Origin of the sequence: Agrobacterium sp. SORGH_AS_0440 (assembly GCF_031453135.1) — a bacterium.
Classification (GTDB): Bacteria; Pseudomonadota; Alphaproteobacteria; order Rhizobiales; family Rhizobiaceae; genus Agrobacterium; species Agrobacterium pusense.
Window position 1 is genome coordinate 391,562 of sequence record NZ_JAVIYR010000003.1, and the last position, 21,204, is coordinate 412,765.

Annotated in this window: 15 protein-coding genes; 2 read left to right on the plus strand and 13 right to left on the minus strand. The window is 56.0% G+C overall.

Annotated features, from left to right (window positions below):
• Window positions 1–255 precede the first annotated feature (255 nt).
• The 7 genes from QE453_RS24760 to QE453_RS24790 all read right to left on the minus strand — a co-directional run bounded on the left by QE453_RS24760 (window position 256) and on the right by QE453_RS24790 (window position 7,805).
• Window positions 256–552 carry a hypothetical protein gene (locus QE453_RS24760; protein WP_142187274.1) on the minus strand — a complete coding sequence of 99 codons (297 nt, stop codon included), beginning with the start codon at window positions 550–552 and terminating at the stop codon, window positions 256–258.
• 224 nt (window positions 553–776) lie between these two features.
• Window positions 777–2,036 carry a polysaccharide biosynthesis/export family protein gene (locus tag QE453_RS24765; protein WP_309778593.1) on the minus strand — a complete coding sequence of 420 codons (1,260 nt, stop codon included), beginning with the start codon at window positions 2,034–2,036 and terminating at the stop codon, window positions 777–779.
• A gap of 3 nt (window positions 2,037–2,039) precedes the next feature.
• On the minus strand, window positions 2,040–4,202 hold the full coding sequence (locus QE453_RS24770) for a polysaccharide biosynthesis tyrosine autokinase (RefSeq protein ID WP_309778595.1): 2,163 nt from the start codon (window positions 4,200–4,202) through the stop codon (window positions 2,040–2,042).
• Window positions 4,203–4,256: 54 nt separating this feature from the next.
• Window positions 4,257–4,967 (minus strand): response regulator transcription factor, encoded by a 711-nt coding sequence (locus QE453_RS24775; protein WP_309778597.1) that lies wholly within the window; start codon window positions 4,965–4,967, stop codon window positions 4,257–4,259.
• An 86-nt stretch (window positions 4,968–5,053) separates the two neighbouring features.
• On the minus strand, window positions 5,054–5,707 hold the full coding sequence (locus QE453_RS24780) for a PIG-L deacetylase family protein (protein ID WP_026330955.1): 654 nt from the start codon (window positions 5,705–5,707) through the stop codon (window positions 5,054–5,056).
• Window positions 5,704–6,516: a glucose-1-phosphate cytidylyltransferase gene (locus QE453_RS24785; protein ID WP_060642731.1), complete on the minus strand. Its 813-nt coding sequence runs from the start codon at window positions 6,514–6,516 to the stop codon at window positions 5,704–5,706. The genes QE453_RS24780 and QE453_RS24785 overlap by 4 nt, the downstream gene beginning before the upstream one ends.
• The gene (locus tag QE453_RS24790; protein WP_065705411.1) at window positions 6,513–7,805 is read right to left on the minus strand and encodes a class I SAM-dependent methyltransferase; all 1,293 of its coding nucleotides are present in this window, start codon (window positions 7,803–7,805) and stop codon (window positions 6,513–6,515) included. The genes QE453_RS24785 and QE453_RS24790 overlap by 4 nt, the downstream gene beginning before the upstream one ends.
• Window positions 7,806–8,112: 307 nt before the next feature.
• Here QE453_RS24790 and rfbC point away from each other — a divergent pair, with 307 nt between their 5' ends.
• Window positions 8,113–8,640, plus strand: a complete 528-nt coding sequence (gene rfbC / locus QE453_RS24795; protein ID WP_309778599.1) for a dTDP-4-dehydrorhamnose 3,5-epimerase — start codon at window positions 8,113–8,115, stop codon at window positions 8,638–8,640.
• A 4-nt stretch (window positions 8,641–8,644) separates the two neighbouring features.
• Here rfbC and QE453_RS24800 read toward each other — a convergent pair whose 3' ends face one another.
• The 4 genes from QE453_RS24800 to QE453_RS24815 all read right to left on the minus strand — a co-directional run bounded on the left by QE453_RS24800 (window position 8,645) and on the right by QE453_RS24815 (window position 13,536).
• On the minus strand, window positions 8,645–9,988 hold the full coding sequence (locus QE453_RS24800; RefSeq protein ID WP_209159586.1) for a DUF4910 domain-containing protein: 1,344 nt from the start codon (window positions 9,986–9,988) through the stop codon (window positions 8,645–8,647).
• 13 nt (window positions 9,989–10,001) lie between these two features.
• The gene (locus QE453_RS24805) at window positions 10,002–11,072 is read right to left on the minus strand and encodes an NAD(P)-dependent oxidoreductase (RefSeq protein ID WP_112391050.1); all 1,071 of its coding nucleotides are present in this window, start codon (window positions 11,070–11,072) and stop codon (window positions 10,002–10,004) included.
• A 117-nt stretch (window positions 11,073–11,189) separates the two neighbouring features.
• Entirely contained in the window at window positions 11,190–12,593 is a 1,404-nt protein-coding gene (locus QE453_RS24810) for a glutamate-1-semialdehyde 2,1-aminomutase (RefSeq protein ID WP_309778602.1), read from the minus strand.
• A 214-nt stretch (window positions 12,594–12,807) separates the two neighbouring features.
• Window positions 12,808–13,536, minus strand: a complete 729-nt coding sequence (locus tag QE453_RS24815; RefSeq protein WP_309778604.1) for a response regulator transcription factor — start codon at window positions 13,534–13,536, stop codon at window positions 12,808–12,810.
• 794 nt (window positions 13,537–14,330) lie between these two features.
• Here QE453_RS24815 and QE453_RS24820 point away from each other — a divergent pair.
• Window positions 14,331–18,614: a CheR family methyltransferase gene (locus QE453_RS24820; RefSeq protein ID WP_065705420.1), complete on the plus strand. Its 4,284-nt coding sequence runs from the start codon at window positions 14,331–14,333 to the stop codon at window positions 18,612–18,614.
• A 33-nt stretch (window positions 18,615–18,647) separates the two neighbouring features.
• Here QE453_RS24820 and QE453_RS24825 read toward each other — a convergent pair whose 3' ends face one another.
• Both QE453_RS24825 and QE453_RS24830 read right to left on the minus strand, forming a co-directional pair.
• Window positions 18,648–19,607, minus strand: coding sequence for a glycosyltransferase family A protein (locus tag QE453_RS24825; RefSeq protein ID WP_174072788.1), 960 nt, complete (start codon window positions 19,605–19,607; stop codon window positions 18,648–18,650).
• Complete coding sequence (locus QE453_RS24830; protein ID WP_112391054.1) at window positions 19,604–21,115, minus strand: oligosaccharide flippase family protein; 1,512 nt, start codon at window positions 21,113–21,115, stop codon at window positions 19,604–19,606. The genes QE453_RS24825 and QE453_RS24830 overlap by 4 nt, the downstream gene beginning before the upstream one ends.
• Window positions 21,116–21,204 lie beyond the last annotated feature (89 nt).

Sequence of the window (21,204 nt, forward strand, 5' to 3'; positions counted from 1 at the left end):
CTGGTGACGGTTTGTGCAGAACGCAAATTGGCTCGCCCGGTTGAACGAGCGGGCCCCTCCCAGTCACCAATTGTCCCCCGTTACCAAGGACCCGCTAAAGTATCAGGGGCGACGGGTTATTCTTACAAACCGCTTTTATCGCTTCGGTTCAATCTTGCTTCAAGCGGTAGGGTTCGCGTCCATCCACCTACTGGCTGCCAACTTTTCGAGCTTGGGTGCTGGCAGAAGGACAAAAGCTTCAGAGTTTGGGAGATGTCACTCGGCCGGCCGGTTCTCCGTCGCCAAATTGTGCCAGGCTCGGACGTCGGTTGCTGTGATCCAGATCTGTCCATCGAACGCAAACATTCCCTTCTCGATTTTGCATGCCGCTATCGTTGCAAACACGTCGACGAATTGCGCAAGACGTTGCGCATCGCACTGCGGGGGAGACAGGATGTCGTTCAGGGCATCTTGCGTCACATGGATGGGCTGCGGCCCTCTTTCGCCGTTCACGATGATGACGGCATGCTGCTTGACCATATGATACCCAACCGGAACGATCGCAGGCTCCATCTCCGTCTCCTCGCCACTGGTGTCGATTAATCCTGTTCTCCGAAGGACGTTGCCAGCCTGCCCGTCGGAACGGCGGTGGACTCTTTTTTGCGGGCGCGGTTCTTAGAAGAACGTTCGATATAGTTGTTCAGGATAGCAAATTGCGGCCTGAGGCTACAGCTCGTCAAAAGCGGTAGCTGCCATCTAAGGGCCGCTCGACTAGGGCATCGGCGACGCGCAGATCTCTAGTTGACGCTTCCTGTGACGATGGTTTCCGAAACCGGGTCTCTGCCTGATACCGACAGGCGGACGCGAACGACGTCTCCCGCCCGGACCTGAGTATGCTCGTCCGCAACTATTTCGCGATAAGTGCCGGCAACCTGACGCACGATGAAGAAATTGGTTTGGATCGTGTCCTCGAGGCTGGAAACCCGCCGCGCGGTCGAGCTGATCTCGGCCATGGATTGAAGGCTGAAGGCCAGTTTCTTTTTCAGGCGCATGATGTCCAGGGAGGTCTCCCGCAATTCGGTCGCGGCGTCGTTATGCCTTTTGCTCTTAAGCTCCAGGATACGCCGCTCCACCTCGCTCTTGTTTTGTTGCGCACGCGCCAGGAACGATGTGGATTCCAGCACCTGCTGGTTCATGGATAGCAATTCGCGCTTGCGCTCTCTCAGGGCAGCTTCGGAGGCTGCCCCGCGCGTGACAAGTTCCTTCGAGGCGTTGACGTCCATGTCGAGCAGTTCAAGTTGCTGGCTGCGCATGACGTTGCTTTTCTGAAGCGTGTCTATTTCCTGAATGAAGTTCTGTCGCTGGACCTCGAGGTTGGTCTTTTCGTCCTGCTGCGCCGAGAGGCGAAGGCGGAAAAGGCTTTTTTCAGAATCCACGATCTTCTCCAATGCGGCGCGATCCCGGACGAGTCCGATTTCGTCGCCCTTATATTCGAATTCGGTGTCGTTCAGCTCCGCTTCCAGCCGGACGCGCCGGATATCCTGCGACAGGAGTTGCATCGACATATCTTCATATTCCTGCTGGGCAGCGATCAACTGTATGCCCGAGGTATCCCTCTGTGCATTCGACTCGCGCAATCCGCCGCCGAGTGCGAAGAGTTCAAGCACGATCATGCCGGGACGGTATTCATATTTTCCCGGCTTCTGGACGTCGCCGACAACGAAGATCGGAGCATATTCCTTGACCGCAACGGCAACGGAGCGGTTTGCCACATGGCTCGCCAGCTCGCGGCTGATCCGCGCCCCGATTTCATTCACCGTCTCGTCGACAACGTTGACATTGCCAAGAAGCGGATAACCGATCGTTCCATCCGCACTGACAGGGAAGAGGCCGGTCAGCCCGGGGTCACCATAGACGGAGATTGTCAAGACGTCGCCGGCAGCGACCTTGTAGTTGGTTCCATCAGCAGCGGCCGGCAACTGACAAACGGCCAGAGACAGAAAGGCGGCACTGGCGATCATCAGGGAAAAGGGTTTGGACTTTTTCGCGACGCGCATGTTTCACCTCTCGCTATGGACGACAGCCGGGGCGCGCAGGCTGGTCGCCCGTTTCCGCAGCTTGAAATGAGTATTCCAGTCCCGGAAAATCCTCGGCCAGACCGGGAGGTGACGCTTTCTCGGGCGTCGTATTCCGTTGAGGATGATGCCTGTGATCGACCGGCCCGCGACCCGCAGCTTGGTGACGGCGTTTTTCATGCCCGTGCCATCGGCGACGTCCTGTCGGACCACGAAGGATACGGCGTCCGACAGACTGGCGATCCGCAACAGGTCGAGGTCATGGGCAACGGATGGGGCCTCGATCAATACCAGTTCGTATCGCTGTCTCGCCTCTGCAATCAGTCCGGCGAAGCGCTTGCTTCCAAGAACAAGATTTGGCGGCAGGTCGCTTTTCTCGGCGACGATGATGTCGACCCCGGAGGCCTGATCGCGTTGCATGACGTCGTCCAGGGACACCTCGCGGCTGACCGCCTGGGCAACATGCGACGTCGATCCCACATCGAATTCGCCCCCGAGAGCCGGGTTCCGCAGATTGGCATCGATCAGCAGCAGATTAACGCCGCTCATGGAAAGAGATCTGGCAAGATTGGCAATCACGAACGTCTTGCCTTCCCCATCGGCCGAAGAGGTGAAGGCGATCACTTTCGCCTTGCTCTCGGCCAACTGCAGGTGGGTCTGAAGGTCGGCAAACGCGCTGTAGAAATCCGCCGCGCCGCTGCTGAATTTCCCGGGCTTGTTCTGGAACTCTCCGAAGGAACTGCGTGGAATGCGCCCGATGACGTTCAGTCCGGTTTTCTGTTGAAGAGACGTGATGGAGCCAACGGACCGGTCAGTGAAATTCAGGATGAAAGCCGTTGCCAAACCGGTGCCGCAACCGAGAAGAAGTGCAACGAGGCCCCACAGACCCGCGTCCGGACTGGTCGGCTTACGGGACGGCATTGCGCTCGATATGATCCGCGCCTCGGCAGTTGCAATACCGTCCTGTTCGATGGTCTGCTTGTAGCGTGCGAGGTATGTCTCGTAGATCGAGCGGTTCGCTGCTGCTTCCCGGTCAAGTTGCCCGGATTGAACCATTGCCATATCCGTCGTGGAAATGGCGCGTTGCACTTCATTGAGACTGGCCTCGACTTCCTGCCGCTGTTTTTCGTTGACCTCGATCTCGTTGCGCAAGGCAGCGATGATCTGCGCGATCTCTGAATCGATCTGCTTGTTGAGTGAACTGAGCTGGGAGGATAACTGTGGCCGCTCCGGACTCATGACGGCGCCGCTTTCATCGATCTGGGCAATGGCTCTGATGACCCTTGCCTGCTCGGCCCTTAAAAGCTGGATCGATGGAGAGGACAGAACTTCGGTGATCCCGAGCCCATCGCCGCTTTTCTGCAGTTCGAGCGCTGTGGCCAGGCGCGCCCTTGACCCCGCCAGCTTGGCTTGTAGCGTCGTCAGCTCGACATTCAGACTTGAAAGACGCTGCGACTGCAGGGGAAGGCCACCCGTGTCTATCAATCCGGATTTTTCGCGAAATTGCGACGCCTGGCGTTCGGACTCCTCGAGTTCCGTCCGCAGACTGACCAGCCGCTCCCCGAGCCATGTGCTCACACGCCGGGTTGCTGTTGTCTGGAGGTCGATCTGATAGTCGATATAGGCTTCCCCGAAAGCATTGGCGACTTTTGCGGCAAGCGCCGGATCACCGGCATAATAGGAGATGTAAATCGTATACGACCGGCCATCATTCATCACACGAACGTTGGTCATGAGGTCATCGATCATTTTCGATGTCTCGGCGTCATTGCCAAGCACGATCGCGTCGGTGGTCGCCCGGCCGGATTTGGTTTGCCGCCCTTCGAGCAGGCGATCTTTTTGCAGGAAGACGAGAACCCGTTCGGCCATGGACCTCGATCCGATGATATCGAGTTCGGTTCGAAGCACCGGGCTTTCCTGAGGTAGGGGAGAGACCACGGATTCGGTGGGGAGCGCTTGAAGCTTGCGGACATCAAGTGCGAGGGTCGCCTCGGCCTTGTAACGGATCGGGGTTCGCGCATAGCCGATTGCCGCGACTGCGAAACTGGCGAGAAAGCAAATGAAGACGGCTCTGCGCCGCTCCCGCAGGATGGTTATGAAGCGGGAAATACCTTCCTGCTCAACCGGAGATGATGGCGACTGGATCATGACGGTTCCTGCTGTAAGCGGGGCGTTCAGTAGCGGTCGGTGGATGGCGTGTGCTTAGCGGTCGTACGCCATGTCGCCGATCTTGCAGGCAACTTCCGTGCGGTTGGTTGCCCCAAGCTTCTTCATGATATTGCGGATATGCACCTTGATGGTGCTTTCGCAGAGATTCAGCTCCAGAGCGATATCCTTGTTCGCCTTTCCACACCGCAGGGCCTCAGCGATAGCCGATTGACGGCTTGTAAATTTCATCGGCGGTATGGCGGCGTGTGCCGTCAGGCCGAACAGACTTTTCATGTTCATGACGCTGCTGGCCGGTATGAAACGGCCGCCCGCGATTGCAAGACTGATCGCCTGGACGCAGACGTCGACGCTGACGGAACTCGATATATACCCGCGCACGCCAAGAGCGATCGTATCGAGGATAGTATTGATATCCTGATCGTCGGAGAGCACGACGACGGCGGCCGGCGAAACCGCAGCGACAATCTCCGCAAGCTCGCTGTTTGTCTCTGCCGACGGACCAGGCCAGGCACTGACCAGAACTGCCGCAGGCATGCCGATTTCCGCGCGTGCCTTTTGCCATTCGCCGAGATTGGAGAAGGTCAGGATGCAACTGTCCGCATATTGATAGTTGAGACTATGGGCGAGGCATTCCCGCTCGAGCATGCGACGATCTATGATGCCGATATAGCCAGCCGCACTTGATGCGGCCTGCGGATGCGGTGCGCCTTCCGGTGGGTTCTCGGAGATGTGGTTATGGATCATGACGAAAATGCCCCCTGTATTGTTTTTGGTTTCTTTTAATTTCCGAAAAACGTCGATTTCGTAACGTCAACAGGCTTTCGCCTGTTTCAGGCGAACGTCAGCTTTCTGACGGTAAAGGCTTCCGCAAAACGTGTAGGCGCACGGCATTCCATTCCCCGCAGCCGCGCCAAGCCGCGAAAGGTATCTGCGTCAAACCAGTCCTTGGATCTCTGTGTTCCAAAGTGCTGCAAGAGAAGCTCGACCTTCATGTTCATCGCGTCTTCGCTCAACGGCACATAGGCATTTCGCCTGCCGAAATCGCCGTCCCATTTCGGGATTTCGTATTCCATGATCAGGTGATTTCTGAAGATGTTGGATGTGAGCCTGTTGATTTCGCGGTGATCCTGGTGCGCGTCCTCGCGACTATGTGTGAATATGACGTCAGGGCTGACTTTGTCGCGCAATGTCAGCAGCCATGACTTGATCTCGCGGCTTTGCGAGGGAAAGTAGCTGTCCTGAAACGATGCGAGCTCAATCGAGTAGGATGCTGCTTTTGCAAGAAAAGCTTCGGCGGAACTGCGCGCCTCCAGGGCCCGCTCGTTGCCGGCACTGAGGACGCACCAATAGACATCAAGCAACACGCCCTTTGAAAGCAGGCTGAGGACGGTGCCTCCGACGCCGATCTCAATGTCGTCGGAGTGAGCTCCTAGACAAAGGATCGACAGGCGATCACCGGCGGAGGCGAGGGACATGTTTTTCATGGCAGCAGTTTCGTGTTTGACGACTTGCGTGCCATTGATCCATCGTCTCCAATCCATGGCATGTCACCACGCTCGACCATCGCCTCCAACGTCTGCCAGTCGCGCAGCGTATCCATTGACCGCCAGAAACCCTCATGTTTGTAGGCCATCAATTTGTCTTCAGAAATCAACCTCGAGAACGGTTCCAGCACGAGTTCTTCACCCTCGCGCATGTAGTCGAAAATTTCCGGCCGCATCAGGAAGTAGCCGCCGTTGATCCACATATCGGATGTTTCCGACGACCGAAATTCCCGGACCCTTCCGCTCTCGTCGATTTCCGCCAGGTGGTAGGTGAGGGGCGGTCTGACAGCGAGAAAGCAGGCGAGCTTGTCGCTCTTTTCGAATTGGGCAATCATGTCGTCGAGATCGACGTCGGTCAGGCCGTCGCTATAATTGGCAAGGAACATCTTCTCGCCCTTGAGATGATGACGTACGGCCCAGAGGCGCTCGCCTATATTGCGCCATATCCCGGTATCGATCAGGGATACGCGCCAGTCTCTCGGCAATTCCTCGAGCAACTCCACGCGTCCGGGGCTCGATATGACGCAATCGGCATAGCTTTCCGGCCGGCTGTTCAGAAAGAATTCTTTTATGACATGCGCCTTGTAGCCAAGGCAGAGGATGAAGTCCTCATGTCCGAAACGGGCGTAATATTGCATGACATGCCGCATGATCGGTTGAGACCCGAGCGGGATCAGCGGTTTCGGGACGCTTTCGGAATATTCCCTGATGCGGGTACCCCTGCCGCCGCAGAACAAGACGACCTTCATTGTGCCAACTCCTTCGGATCAATGATGGATACGTCAGGAATTGGAACGATGAATTTCCCGCCCCAGTTTCTGATGTCGTTCATTTGTGCAACGATCTCAGTCTTCAGGTTCCAGGGGAGAATGAGAACGTAGTCCGGTTTTATGCGCTGGATTTCGCTGACGGGCCGGATCGGGATATGCATTCCCGGTGTGAGGCGACCATGTTTGTAAGGATTGCGATCTACTGCAAAATCGATGAAATCGGTGCCGATACCGCAATAATTCAGCAGAGTGTTGCCCTTTCCCGGTGCGCCATAGGCGCAGATCGATTTGCGCATCTCCTTGAGCCGGATGAGGAAAGACAGGAGGTTTCGCTTGGTCTGGCGCACGGCTTCGGAGAATGCCGTATAGGTCTCTATTCTGTCGAGCCCGGCGTTCAACTCCCGTGCCAGAAGGCTATCCACGCGGGCTTCACGCGGAAAATTGCCGTCTTCGTGCGAGAAAAAGACCCGCAGCGAACCGCCATGTGTGGGGATCTCTTCGACATCGAAAACCTTGAGCCCATGACGGCGGGCCATTTTTTCTATGGTCAGCAATGAGAAGTAGGAAAAGTGCTCGTGATAGATCGTATCGAACTGGTTCTCCTCGATTAGCTTTTCTATATGCGGGAACTCGAGGGTGATGACGCCATCAGGCTTGAGCAAGGCTTTCATGCCGGCAACGAAATCGTTGATATCAGGCACCTGTGCGAGGACATTGTTGCCGATGATGAGATCGGCCTTTTGTCCCCTGGCCGCCATATCGGTCGCTAGAGCCTCGTTGAAAAATTCCGTGAGTGTCGGAATACCTTTCCCGATCGCCACCTTTGCGACGTTGACCGCTGGTTCAATTCCAAGCATCGGAATGTTGCTGGTCAGGAAGTGCTGCAGCAGGTAACCGTCGTTGCTGGCAAGTTCGACAACGAAACTGGATTCGCCAAGCGCGAAGCGCTCGATGACCATGTCGCAATACCGTTTCGCGTGAGCGACCCAACTGTCCGAGAACGAAGAGAAATACGCGTACTCCGTGAAAATATTCTCGGGCGCCACATATTCCTGAAGCTGGACGAGGAAGCATTCGTCGCAAACGAATGCATGGAGCGGATAGAATGGCTCGACGTCGTTGGCTGCGTCAGCTGCGACGAAGCTTTCGCAGGGCGGAGACATTCCAAGATCAACGAAGGTATGCACCAATGGCGAGCTGCAGAGACGGCAAAGCCCGACGTGATGCGTCGAGCTCAATCTTGCAGAAAAAACTGCCTCATTGTTCATCTGACGCCCCCTGATTTCATCACAGTGTCTTTGAGTGAATTCCAGAAAATTCTTTTATTAACTGGAAAAAATACTATGGATCGGGGTGGGTGACGATACTGCATTCGGCTCGAAAACGTCATCCATAAGCCGTAGGTTGATATGATAATCCGCTAAAATGCGCTTCCGGCGGCTGGTTTCCGCAACCGAAAGGGTGACTTATTTGCCAGCCCGCCTTCAAGGTATGGTGCTGCCTATGGGTGTATTCCGGAGCCGCTGAAATGGCGGAGAATTCTTCTTGAATACGGGGTTGCATCAGGAGCGCCGAATGCTGTTTGAGAAGGCGAAAATCGAAGGGCTTTGGGTAGTCAGTACGGTGCCTGTGCGGGACAGTCGCGGCTCTTTTGCCAGGACGTTCTGCAAGCGCGAATTTGAGAGCAACGCGCTGGTATCGGACTTCAGTCAGCACAGCCTTTCTCTATCGAAGCTTAAACACACCGTTCGAGGGCTGCATTTCCAGCGGCCGCCGCATCAGGAGACAAAGCTGGTTTCCTGCGTCAAAGGATCGATATGGGATGTCGCCGTCGATCTGCGCCGCGGCTCGCCGACCTATCTGCAATGGGTTGGCATGGTGTTGTCGGCCGACAATGGCGCGCAGTTCTACATTCCCGAGGGTTTTGCACACGGCTTCCAGTCGCTCAGCGACGACGTTGCTGTGTCCTATTTGATTTCGGCGCCCTATGCCGAGGCAAGTGCGGCGGGGATCCGTTATGACGCGCCCGCGATAGGTGTAGAATGGCCTGCGCCGCCCTCGGTCATATCGGAAAAGGACCTCGGTTGGCCCGCTTTGCAATGAAGGTCTAGCGCGTCAGGAAACCGAGGTTCGAGACAAGGCCCGCCTCGAGCAGCCTGCCGGCAGCGCTCGCAATATCGACAAACGGCATTTTAGACCTTTCGGCGATATCCAGTAGCGAGTTGGTTCCATCGCCGAGGTTGAGTATCCATAGATAGGCCATGGTACGGTCGTCATTCGTCTTATGGCCGCCTATCGCAGGGAAAAGCCCGTATTTCCCCAGCTGTGGCTCACCCTTGGGCCGAAGGTTCAACGGCGTCCAGTTGTCTTCGAGAGCATCGATCATGTCCATGATCATCCAAAAGGATGAGTCGAGATGTTTGGGCTCGATGAAGTCGAGATTGTCGGCCGAGGTGTGATATTCGGGAAAGGTTCCGAAAGCGCTTCTCTGCAGCAGTCCAACCGGCAGGTTGAAGCCCGGCGAACAGAATTGGCGCTCGTCGTAGCCGTAGGGAATGAAGTCGGCGATTGCCAGATGTTTGCGATCCTCTCCGCAGCGGGTGCAGGCGGCGATTCGGTCGATCAGTGCATCTCCCCTGCGGCTGCGCTTGTAGTTCGGCCCGCCCCCGTCACCAATGCAAGAAACCACAAGACCATGCGCAATGTTCGATATCCCGTCTTCGTTCTGCGCAAGCCATGACAGGGAGCCGATCGTTCCGGGTGCGAAGACGAACCTGTAGCTGTAATATGTGGACCTGCTTTTCAGGCCTGCAGCAAGACACGTTAGCAATGCCAGGCCGGAACAATTGTCGTTTGCGAGCGACGGGTGACAGATATGCGCGAAGAGAAGCACCTCTTTGGTGCTTTGTCCGATATGCAGATATTCGCCGTAATACAGATTGCCTGACACCTTTTCGGTGTCGATGACGACTTCATAGTCGCCTTCCTCTAGCTTGAGGAATTCATGATGCGACATGCAAAAGCCCCAGGCATCCGTGTAATAGGCTGTTTTGTAAGGAATGAGATCGGGTTGTGCCGGCAAGGTGTAGATATGCGCTTGCAGTTCGGCCAGCGGCATCACGCGACGTTGAGGGATGCTGTAGCTCATGAGATGCAGGTTCGACATTTGAAAATCGATCACCTTGCGACCCGCCGCGTTCTTCACATAGGCGTCCCGGACGGTCCATTCCTGGGGCACCGTCCAGTCGAAAACCCGCGTCCCGCTAGGGACGGCGCGCTGCTCGATATCGATATAGTCTTTAAGGATATCGATGGTGTCACACACGCCTTTGCCGGTGATGCTGCGACAGATCGGAAAGAGGCGGGAAGCCAGATCATGAATAGTCTGGCCGATACCTGCCTCTCTCCATGCATCGCCTGTCAGCTTTGCACCAGGCTCTATCTTGCCCATCCGGGCCTCCTGTTTAAACCGATGCTGCAATATCGGCGTTCTGGCGCGGCGCGGCCATGGGGCGGCGCAGGTTGATGTCGATATCCTTGTCGCCGATCAGCTTCTGGAGTTGGCCGATCCGCTGATAGTGCGGCCCCTCGAATTCGGCCATTGTCAGGCCGGCGCTCTTGTAGGCCCGGTAGAGTTGCTCGGCACCTGCGGCGGCCGTCCATGTCGGTTTAAACGCCGGAAGCGCGCGGGCGATCTTGCCAAAATCGACGCGGTACGAACGGGTATCGGGGCTTGCATCGCTCGCATATTGCAGCCGGCATCCGGGCACCGTGAGAGCGACGATTTCGGCAATCTCCCGGATCTGATAGTTGTGCGCATCCTGTCCGACGTTGAAAGCCTGATTGTGTATGGCATCGGTCGGCGCTTCGAGCGCAGCCAGAAAGGCGCGCGAAATATCCTCGATGTGAACGATTGGGCGCCATGGCGATCCGTCGGATTTCAGGAGGATCAGTCCTTCCGTCACAGCCCAAGCGGTCAGGTTGTTGAGGACGATATCGAAACGCAGCATGGGCGAAAGGCCATATGCTGTTGCCGGACGCATATAGACCGGTGAGAAGCCGGGGCTCGCAAGGCTTGCAATCTCCCGCTCCGCCAAGACCTTCGACGTGCCGTAGGCCGATACCGGCTTCAGCTCGGCCGTCTCGTTGACCAGTCCTTCGCCAGCGGCGCCGTAGTTGCTGCACGACGAGGCGAAGATGAAACGCTTGACGCCTGCCTGCTTTGCGGCTCGCGCTGCCCGAACGCTGCCGCGGTAATTGATCTCATAGGTAATTTCCGGATTGAGATTGCTCAGCGGATCGTTGGACAGCGCCGCAAGATGAATGACAGCGTCGAAACCTTCCATATCCGAAGGCTGGATATCGCGAATGTCCTTGCAGACGCCGGGGACCTGCGGCAAAGGTCCGCCTGGAACATAAGCGCAGCGATGGTAGAATTCAGTGTCGTAGCCGTGTACTTCGTGACCCGCCTTGCGCAGGATGGGTACCATGGCGGAGCCGATGTATCCGCGATGCCCGGTGACTAGAACGTGCATGAAATTTCCCCTCAAAATCTATTTTCGATCGCAACGAGCGTATCTTTTCAGGCTAGATCGATGCACCGCGCAAAGCGGCTGTATCGATAATGCGAACGGTCTAGGTGCCCCGCTCGGTTAAGGCTTTCGGATGCTTTCCGATAATTCGGGCATGTCGGCCATGACCAACCCGTGGCTGGCCTGATGCTGCGCGTTGCCGTTGAAACGCCGGAAGACGACATCGGATGGGCGTCCTGTCAGGAATTTGTCGACGCCGTATTCCAGCGCTTTACGGTAGACGACGAGCGCTCCATCGATGGCGTCAAGCGTTTTGGCTATATCCTCGTCCTCATGCGTGTAGCTTACAACGAGAGACGGTGCGAGAAGGCCGCGACGGATGGTTTCCTGCAGAAACAGCGAGCGAAAAGCCTGAGACGGCTTTCCGGTCTGGTCCAGCGTGAAGTAGCTGAGGCAGGCAGAATGGCCCTGGATGCCGAAATAGGAATCGAGCCCGTGCGCAATTGCGATCTGGCTGATGGCGGCGCGCAGCGAATTTCCCTGTCGGACCAGATGTGGGACCACGGGTTCCTGCGTGTAAACCTTCATGGTTGCGATGGCCGCGGCCATCGCATGCGTTTCCGCGCCATGCGTCGTCGAAAGCAGGAAGACGCGGGGGGCATCGGTTTGATCGATACCGCCTCGTTCCATGAATTCCCGCTTGCCGGCAAGTGCGGAAATCGAAAAGCCATTCCCCAGCGCCTTGCCGAAACAGGATAGATCGGGGGCGATATCGTATGTCTTCTGCGCGCCACCCGCATCCCAGCGGAAGCCGGTGATCATTTCGTCGAGAATGAAAAGCGCGCCGTTTTCGTGGCAAAGATTCTGGAGTTTGTGAAGAAACTGGTCCCGAGGCGGATCACCGCGCGACGGCTCCAGGATGAAGGCGGCTATGCGGCCTGGAAAACGGTCAAACAGACTGCGCGCACTCGCCAGATCATTATAGCTGAAGCCAAGGACCAGATTCTGGATCGCCTGAGGAATGCCCGCATTCATCTCCGTTGTTCCGATGAACCAGTCGTCGGTGGAGAAAAAGGGGTGGTCGCTGCAGCGCGCGATCAGGTCGCGGCCGGTAACAGCCCGCGCAAGTCGTATCGCAGCGGATGTCGCATCGGAACCGTTCTTGCAGAATTTGACCATTTCGGCCGCCTGGATCGTATCAAGGAAGGTCGAGGCGCATTCCACCTCGATCTTTGAGGGGCGCGTGAAATTGCAGCCGCGGTATAGTTCCGCACGCGCAGCCTCTACGACGTCGGCATAGGCATGGCCAAGGCCGACAGCCCTATTGCCCATACCGTACTCGATATATTCATTTCCATCGACATCCCAGACATGACAGCCATATCCCCTTTCAATGAAGCCGGGAGACAGGACAGGGTACTGGTCGTCACCCTTTGCATAGGTATGTGCGCCGCCCGGTATGATGTTGCGGGAGCGCAGGCGCAATCGATCCGAGTTTTCGAAATTTTCGACGAAAGTTTGCATGGCGAAATCCCGGGTCCATATGTCCAATGACCAGAGATTACCGTATCCGGCCCGGTGGCCGTCACCCCGTCTTTATGCTTGGAATGCTAGCCGAAAGGCTTAGAGGAGATATACAATCTTCTTGTCATAATCGTTCCGATGCGTTTGCATCTTGCGGGGCCCGACACCCGCAGGCAATTATGGATTTACAACAGGTCCACTGCACGACACATGACTAGTTTTTGAAGAGATCGGATATTTTAAAGATCACTTCCGTTCTGTTTTTGGCGTCGACTTTCTTCATGATATTGCGAATATGTACCTTTACGGTGCTTTCACGAAGATTGAGTTCATAGGCTATGATCTTGTTTGGCTTGCCTTGCGTCAAGGCGTTGATGACATCGACCTCACGTTGGGTGAACATGGCCGTGCGCTGACGTTCCTTGTCTTCCGCAACCACGAGCAACTGCCTGAGATCGCTCAGATTTTCAGCTGATACGAAAGCGCCGCCCGCCAATGCAAGTGAGATGGCGCCCACGCACACCGCCAACCCTATCGACGAGGAGATGTACCCGCGAACTCCCGCGTCGAACGCCCTCATGACCTGACGCAGATCGCGGTTTTCCGCAAGAATGACGACTGGCAGATAAGGGAAATCGGCGATGAATTTCCGCAACTCGTGAAGGGAAACGTCATCGCAAAAATCGCTGCGACCGACATTGACCAGGATGCCGCTATGCTGGCCGTTTGGAGCATGTCTCCAGTCGTCGAGTGATGAAAACAACTCGACTTCCATATCAAGGCCGTATGCGATCAGGCTCTGAGCCAGACACTCACGGTCGAGCGCGCGGTCGTCGATGATCGCCAGCTTTCTGACCGAAGTTTCCATAGGTTTCGAATGCGCAACCACATGGAAATTTGATGAGAATTGGCTATGTCCGTTGTTAGGAACTGATGTCAGCATGTTATGTCCTATCCGCGCTAAAGATTGCTTTGCGAACCTGCCTGGCTTGGCAGAGACGCAACCGAAGAGTTTCTTTCTACGAGCCCGCACAACGGACGTCGGAGGTAATTCAACCCGGAACGTCGTCATCAATCTGGAACTTCGGAAGAGATGATCTGAATTGCGGTCTGGATTTTTCGGAATTTAATGTCGGCCAGAAAGCAATAGACGTGGCACTACCCGAATTTCTACTCCGGCATCCTACAATGGAGTACCTCAACTGGAAAAGGCTCGGAAATTACTCACTTTTGATTGAGATTTCGAGACGGTGTTCAATCTGGCATGACGTAAAAATGCCAGCAGGTGCACGAGAACCGGTGAAATGGAATTTCGATCACACCAACTTCATTCTTCGCGGGCCGCGTCTAATTATATTGGATGAATTATAATATTTGCTGGATTGATTTATCATCAACCTTTGTTGCTCTTGTTTTTGATGTCGGCAACCTATGCGTGTTAATCGCATTTTCAAATTGCGCCTCAAGACAATTCAACACACTGTACCCCGTATATAACGGGGCGTGGTGAATATTTATCACTGACGAATGATCTCAAGGCCGTGTTGGCCGTTTTCAAGACTTCGTTGACCCTCCACCCCCTGACGCTTCGTAAGGGTCGATTTCTGTTTGGAATGCGCGTCAATTTTAACGAGAGTGAATATGACGGAACGCGGCGCGGATAGTAACAAGGTTCCCTCTACTTTCGAGGTAGACACCGGTCCGATGTCCGGGTCACAGGAAGCAAGTCCCGTTAGGATGTTCCCGATTGTCGGCGTCGGAGCTTCATCGGGTGGACTGAATGCGTTCAGATCCCTGCTCAAGGCGTTGCCTGAAAAAACCGGCTGTGCGTTTCTTCTCGTTCAGCATCTTGACCGGTCGCATGAAAGCATGCTCGCAGAACTTCTGGCGAGCGAAACGAATATGGTCGTGACCGAGGCTGTCAATCTTGCATTGATAGAGCCCGAGCACGTCTACGTCATTCCACCAAAATTCTTGATGTCGGTTGATGGAGGACGCATATATCTGTCGCCGCGGCGGGAAATGCATGAGGCACCTCTGCCGTTTGATGTTCTCCTGGGTTCGATGGTCAAGGAGTACGGACCATGGTCGATAGCGGTCGTCCTGTCCGGCACGGGATCCGACGGCTCATCCGGTGTCCAGCAGATCAGGGACTTCAAGGGGCTCGTTCTGGTACAGGAGCCTCAAGAGGCACAGTTCGACGGCATGCCCGAAAGTGTTATTTCGCTAGGGATTGGCGCTACCGTTTTGCCGGTTGCTGAGATGCCTGCTGCCATTGCCAAACATATTGCGCTGTTGTCGCGGCTTCGAGCCGATCACTCGATGGTGCGCCAAATGCCCCAGCTGGACCGGATCATCGAGATATTGAGAGTTTCCACAGCGAATGATTTTTCGGCCTATAAACATGGAACGATGCAGCGCCGTGTCGAAAAACGCATTGCGGTTCTCGGTATCGAGATCGAGGAGATTGACCGATATCTTGAGATGCTCGAAAACAGCGAAGAAGAGCGCCAAAATCTCGTCAGGGATCTCCTGATCAACGTCACCAGCTTCTTCCGCGACGGGAAGGTGTTCGACTTTTTACGCGATACCATTATTCCGGATATTCTCCACGCAAAAGCGGCTCACGGAGCAGTGCGGGTCTGGGTCGCTGGATGCAGCACGGGGGAAGAAGCATATTCTCTGGCTATTCTCTTCCTCGAGCTCATTCAGTCTATGGGCCTTCGTCTCCAGTTTCAGATGTTTGCCTCGGACGCCGATGGCGAGGCGGTTGCAATTGCCAGAGACGGACATTATTCACATGAGGCGACCAAATCGCTGCCGACGGACTTGCTGGAAAAATATTTCGTAAGGGATGACAACGGATACACCGTGACGGCGCAACTGCGTGGGGCGGTTGTATTCACCGTGCAGAATGTCCTGAGCGACCCACCGTTCTCACGGATCGATCTGATTTCATGCCGCAACTTGTTGATTTACCTCGAAGCGGACGCCCAAGCCAAGGTTTTGTCGCTTTTCAGGTTCGCCCTGCGGGAGAACGGCATTTTACTGGTCGGAAAATCCGAAACCGTTGGCGGAATGGATGACCGTTTCAAGCTGATTTCGGAAACCGAACGGGTATATCGGCGTATCGGGCCGCCGGTTTTCGGTGATCTTAATTTCGGCGTGGCTCCGGGTGGAAATGTCAGAATTCCCTCTTCGCTAGGAAAGGTGACTTCAGCGTTGAGGCACAGTGCGCTTGCCGACGCGGTTGCCCAGGTTCTGCTGGGTAGCTACGTGCCCGCCGCGATCCTCGTCAATAGAAAGTATGAATATCTTTACTCCATAGGCCCGACAGCAAGGTTCCTGCGGATCGCTTCAGGTCCGGCATCGCATGATCTGTTCGCCATGACACCGAAGGCGCTCCATAATAAGATCAGGTCTGCGATCCACCGTGCGACCCGCGATCAGAAGCCTTTCGTAGCCAAGAATGCAAAACTCGACAGCAACGGCGCGCATATCGAGTTCAGCATTCACGTAGAACCGCTGTTCAGTCAGGGTGAAGAGCTGTTCCTCATATGTTTCGTGGAAGATGCTGCGCAAGCCAACAGGGTTGTCCGATCGCAGAAATCATCGACGACAGATGCGTCGCCCATTACCGAGTTGGAATTCGAACTGGAGGAGACACGGGCGGAATTGCAGGGCGCCATACGCAATCTGGAAATTGCCAGCGAAGAACAGAAGCAGATCACCGCCGAAGCACTGTCTCTGAATGAAGAGTATCAGTCGACGAATGAGGAACTCGTTACTTCGAAAGAGGAGCTTCAATCCCTCAATGAAGAGCTGACAGCCCTCAACAATCAATTGCACGAAGCACTGGAGCGTCAGCGTGCAGTTTCCAACGATCTGCAAAACGTCTTGTACAGCACCGATGTCCCGACGCTCTTTCTGGATGCCAGTCTTCGTATACGGTTTTTCACACCAGCCACCCGGTCAGTATTCAAGATTATATCGTCCGATGTCGGCCGCCCCCTCTCGGACCTCAGCGGCTTTGATGGGGACATTTCGCTTCAAGTCGATGCGATGGCGACCCTCCAGGACGGCAATACAATCGACAGGGAGATAGGAGGACCTGACGGCCGCTGGTATGTCCGCCGCATCAAACCCTATCGCGGCGAGAGCGAGACCGTCGACGGGGTCGTTATCACATTCATCGATATGAGCGCCCAGAAGCAGGTTGCGGAAAGCAGGGAAGCTGCAAAGAAATCCGCCGAGCGGGCGACTGAGGCAAAGTCGCAGTTCCTGTCTGCGGCAAGCCACGATCTGCGTCAGCCGCTGCAAACCTTGAAGCTGTTGCAGGGGCTTTTGGAAAAGAGCGTGGGCGAAGGCCAGGCGCGCACCTTCGTTCAGAGGATGGAGGAGACGCTGTCGTCGATGTTGGGAATACTCAACTCCGTTCTCGACATCAACCAGATCGAAGCGGGTATGGTGGAACCTCAGATCGTGAGCTTTGCAATAGGCGATCTTTTGGGAAGGCTCTTCAAGGAATTTTACTATCCCGCTCAGGCCGCCGGGCTGCAACTCCATGTCGTGCCGTCCAGCCTCGCCGTTCGCACCGATCCGCGTCTGTTCGAGCAGATCGTCCGCAACCTTCTGTCCAATGCGCTGAAATATACGACGAGCGGCAAAATTCTGGTCGGTTGTCGCCGGCGCGGTACGAAGGTTCGTTTCGAAGTGTGGGACACTGGCATCGGCATTCCCGAAAACCATATCGAGGATGTTTTTCAGGAATACCTCCAGCTCGATGCGCCTGCTGGAACGGAAGACCGTGGTTTGGGGCTGGGATTGTCGATCGTCAAGCGGCTCAGCGAGCTTCTCGAACTAAGGGTAGTGGTGCAGTCACGACTGCATAAAGGTTCGGCATTCATGATCGAGATCGATCACGCACCGGCCGGTGAGCCGCTTGTACCACTTCCTGCGCCAGTGGATGACCATTCGAACCAAGCGGCTACCCTGTCGTGGGCGTCGGTTCTGATCGTCGAAGACGAAAACGGCATGCGTGATTTGCTCAAGATGGGACTTGAGCAGACTGGATATGTGGTGGCTGCGACCTCTACGGCTGCCGAGGCGCTCGCGATTGTTCGAGGATTGCAGTTCACGCCCGACGTCATTCTCGCAGACTACAATCTCCCTACCGGGGGGAATGGCATAGCTGCAATAGGAGATATCCGGCAAGCACTCCGCCGAAATGTTCCGGCGCTCATTCTCACAGGCGATATTTCAAGCAAGGCCCTGAGGGCTTTTGCACAGCACGAAATTCCGTATCTGCACAAGCCGGCGAAACTCAAGGACGTCGTGCAGGTCGTCGAGACCCTGGTTGTTCGCCAAACCGACGAGAGGGTAGTGCACATAAGCGAACCCGAATACATGAGGCCGATGACGGGTCGGCTCATCGAAGTCATCGACGACCAGCAGGACATCAGGGACAATTTGCGCGCTCTTTTCGAAGGAGAAGGCTGGACGGTTGCAACCTATGTATCGGCAGAAGAGTATCTTGCAGATTACCAGCCGGACAGATCAGGTTGTCTGCTTGTCGATGCGTATCTGCCGGGCATGGTCGGCATGGAGTTGCTGCGTTTGCTGAAAGAAAAACATCATCGGTTTCCGGTGATTGTGATCACGGGTCGTAGCGATGTCCGTATGGCAATCAATGCGATGCGATATGGAGCGGCCGATTTCATCGAGAAGCCGTTTTCTTACCAGGAAATATATCGGAGCGTGCAATCGGCCCTCGAGCGATCGCGTGATGCAAACGAGCGCGAAGAGCGGCGTGAAACGGCTCGTGCCACGCTGGCAACGCTTACTCGCAAGCAACGCCAGATCCTTGACCGGATTGTTCAGGGGCAGGCCAACAAGGTTATTGCAGCTGATTTGAAGCTTAGTCAGCGCACTGTCGAGAACCATCGCGCATCAATCATGCGCCGAACGAAATCCGCTTCGTTGCCGGCGCTGTTGCGGCTTGTCCTGAATGCCGAAGAATAGGCCGTCATCATCGAAAATTTGGCCGGTCTATCGCTATCGGCGGGCGATCGCTGCGCGAATGCGATACAATGCATCAGGTCTGCGCACAAGATAACTCACCGGTGGCAGAAACGCTGAAGCGGGTCTCAGGCGGAAAGCCTGTGCGAGAAGGGCACCCGCGCCGGGCCGGCGCCGGACCAGATTGGAAAGCGCGCACCAATAGGCGCGGTCGCTCAGGCTCGCGCGACCGCGCCTTAGCAGTGTTTGGGCATCGGCAAGCAAAGCCCCTTCATTGCCAAAGAAGCTCTCGAGCGCGGCTTCGATTTCGGTATTCCAGGCAAGCACGTTATCAAGGATGGCGGATTGGTTCGCACCGTGGATACGGGTGAAATTCTGCACGGCATCAAGTTCGACGATGTCGCCAAGCACCGCGAGCCGCATCCACATCTCGACATCGTCGGTATGGCGTAGTGCGGGCCGGTAATGACCGGCATGTTGCTGAATGTGCGTTCTGGTAACGGCGAGTGGGCCTGCTACCGGGCTGCGTCCCGTCCCGCAAATTTTGGCGATGAAGTCGACCCCGCGATGAAGCTGCATGCCACCGGCATCGCTGCGAAGGCCCAATGCTATGTCGGCATCGTCACTGAAGAAGGTGGTGCGGCCGAACGCCATGTGCGCGCCGGGGCTATTGTCGAGCGCCTCCATTGCGCGCGCGAGTGCTCCAGGCGACAGGACATCGTCGGCGCAGATGATGGCAAAATAGTCCGCCCGAGCCCAATCGATGCCTTCGTTGAAAGACGCGTGACCGCCGAGGTTCCTTGCGCGCAGGCTCGTTTCGATGCGGGGATTTGCTGCCGCGAGAGACCGGACGATCGCGACACTGTCGTCTGTGGAGGCATTGTCGATGATGAGGATACGCATGTCCGGGATGTTTTGGCCAAGGACGCTTTCTACGCATCCCTCCAGAAAGCGACCGTAATTGTAGTTGGGGATGACGATATCGATGCTGCTCATGGTTCCACCGCTGCGGCAACGACGGTGTCGGGAATGGAAGCCGGTGCAGGAGGTTTTCCGACCCTGCGCAGACTCCCGGCAAAAGCATCGAGCGTCGAACGTATTTCGCTGACGAGTGGATGACGCAGAAGAAACAGGCAAACGGCCCAGCCTGTCACCGAAAGGATGACGGCGCCGCCAGCCATGGCGAGGGAGTAATCGAAGCGGAATCCCATCCAGGCAGATATGGCAAGCGGCCCCACAATCGCGGCAAGGGTCACGGCGGCACTCGGCCCGATGGCTGCGAACAGTTCGGGTAACTTAAAGTGCGCATGGCGTCTGACGAGATAGAATGCGACGAGCATCTGGAAGGGCAGCGTGACGAACTGGCTCAGCGCTACCGCGGTGAGGCCAAAGAAGCTGGCAGAGCAGAGCACAATTGCCGAGACGCTGCGGCAGACGAAATTGCCCAGAAAAGCCTCCCGGTTGGCGTTGAGAGCGATCAGCAGCGGCGTTGTCAAAACCATGGGAAACCAGAAGATCGACGCAAGCGCGAGAATCCGGGTGATCGGTACGGCGGCGAGCCACTGGTCTCCAAGTGCAAGGCGCACGATGGGATCGGCGAGAATGGCCACCATGATCAGCGACGGCCAATACAGCACGGTGATGTAACTGAGGGCGCGCAGGTAGGACCTGCGGACGTCTCCACCTTCGCGAACTTCGGCGGCGAGCGCCGGGAAGGCGAAGGAAAAGATTGCCGAGAGGAAAATGCGATCGGGAATGGAGCAAACGGTATTGGCGCGATTGTAGATCGCGACCGCTGTCGGTGTCATGGCAAAGCCGAGCACCAGTTGCGGCAGGGACTCGTATAATTTGTCAACGATGGTTGCAGCGCCCCTGTAACGGCCGAATTCGGCCATACGGCGCCACGACTTGAGCGAAAGGCGTGCTGTACGCTGGGCCGGATCGGCATAGGCTGCAAGGGCGCTGGCAACGCTGTTGCCGACGAGCAGGCCGAGCGCGAAGCTGACGAAGCCCCATCCATTGCTGGCAGCGAAGATCGTCACGGTAGCCATAGCCACGAGGCCGATGGTTCGGACGCGTGCGATGGTGCCGAATGCCAGCCGGCGACGCAGCATGGAAAATGCCGGCATGCCCAGGCTTTCGGCCATGACGGCGGCAATTGCCAGGATAAGATAATGCTGGAGACCGGGCTGGTGGTAGAAAATCGCCAGATAGGGTCCGCATAGATAGAGAACGATCCCGAGAATGCCGCTGACGAGGAGCAAGAGTGTAAGCGACGTGTTGATGTCATCGCGTTCAACGACATCGAGCTGAATGAGAAAATCGGAAGAAACGAATTCGCGAAAGGCGAATATCACCGATGTCACCCCGTAGCCGATGACGGCAAAGCCAACTTCCGCCGGCGACAATAGTCTCGATACGATCGCGATCAGAGCGAGATTGATCGCAATTCCGAGGTGCTGTTCCAGCATGGCCATGAAAAAGGCGCGGCGGACTTTGTGCATCGAGGGCTCCGACAGCGTCGCCGATAATCGACGGTAGCGTCAAATCTAGAGTGGGGACTTGGATCTTGGAAATCTGACCGTTGGGATGG

Bases quoted from the DNA above. Each gene is read 5' to 3' on its own strand.
- QE453_RS24800 (WP_209159586.1), bottom strand. From the start codon at position 9,988: ATGGGCAAGATAGAGCCTGGTGCAAAGCTGACAGGCGATGCATGGAGA.
- QE453_RS24815 (WP_309778604.1), bottom strand. From the start codon at position 13,536: ATGCTGACATCAGTTCCTAACAACGGACATAGCCAATTCTCATCAAAT.
- QE453_RS24770 (WP_309778595.1), bottom strand. From the start codon at position 4,202: ATGATCCAGTCGCCATCATCTCCGGTTGAGCAGGAAGGTATTTCCCGC.
- QE453_RS24820 (WP_065705420.1), top strand. From the start codon at position 14,331: ATGTTCCCGATTGTCGGCGTCGGAGCTTCATCGGGTGGACTGAATGCG.
- QE453_RS24785 (WP_060642731.1), bottom strand. From the start codon at position 6,516: ATGAAGGTCGTCTTGTTCTGCGGCGGCAGGGGTACCCGCATCAGGGAA.
- QE453_RS24775 (WP_309778597.1), bottom strand. From the start codon at position 4,967: ATGATCCATAACCACATCTCCGAGAACCCACCGGAAGGCGCACCGCAT.
- QE453_RS24790 (WP_065705411.1), bottom strand. From the start codon at position 7,805: ATGAACAATGAGGCAGTTTTTTCTGCAAGATTGAGCTCGACGCATCAC.
- QE453_RS24765 (WP_309778593.1), bottom strand. From the start codon at position 2,036: ATGCGCGTCGCGAAAAAGTCCAAACCCTTTTCCCTGATGATCGCCAGT.
- QE453_RS24760 (WP_142187274.1), bottom strand. From the start codon at position 552: ATGGAGCCTGCGATCGTTCCGGTTGGGTATCATATGGTCAAGCAGCAT.
- QE453_RS24825 (WP_174072788.1), bottom strand. From the start codon at position 19,607: ATGAGCAGCATCGATATCGTCATCCCCAACTACAATTACGGTCGCTTT.
- QE453_RS24810 (WP_309778602.1), bottom strand. From the start codon at position 12,593: ATGCAAACTTTCGTCGAAAATTTCGAAAACTCGGATCGATTGCGCCTG.
- QE453_RS24830 (WP_112391054.1), bottom strand. From the start codon at position 21,115: ATGCACAAAGTCCGCCGCGCCTTTTTCATGGCCATGCTGGAACAGCAC.
- QE453_RS24780 (WP_026330955.1), bottom strand. From the start codon at position 5,707: ATGAAAAACATGTCCCTCGCCTCCGCCGGTGATCGCCTGTCGATCCTT.
- QE453_RS24805 (WP_112391050.1), bottom strand. From the start codon at position 11,072: ATGCACGTTCTAGTCACCGGGCATCGCGGATACATCGGCTCCGCCATG.
- rfbC (WP_309778599.1), top strand. From the start codon at position 8,113: ATGCTGTTTGAGAAGGCGAAAATCGAAGGGCTTTGGGTAGTCAGTACG.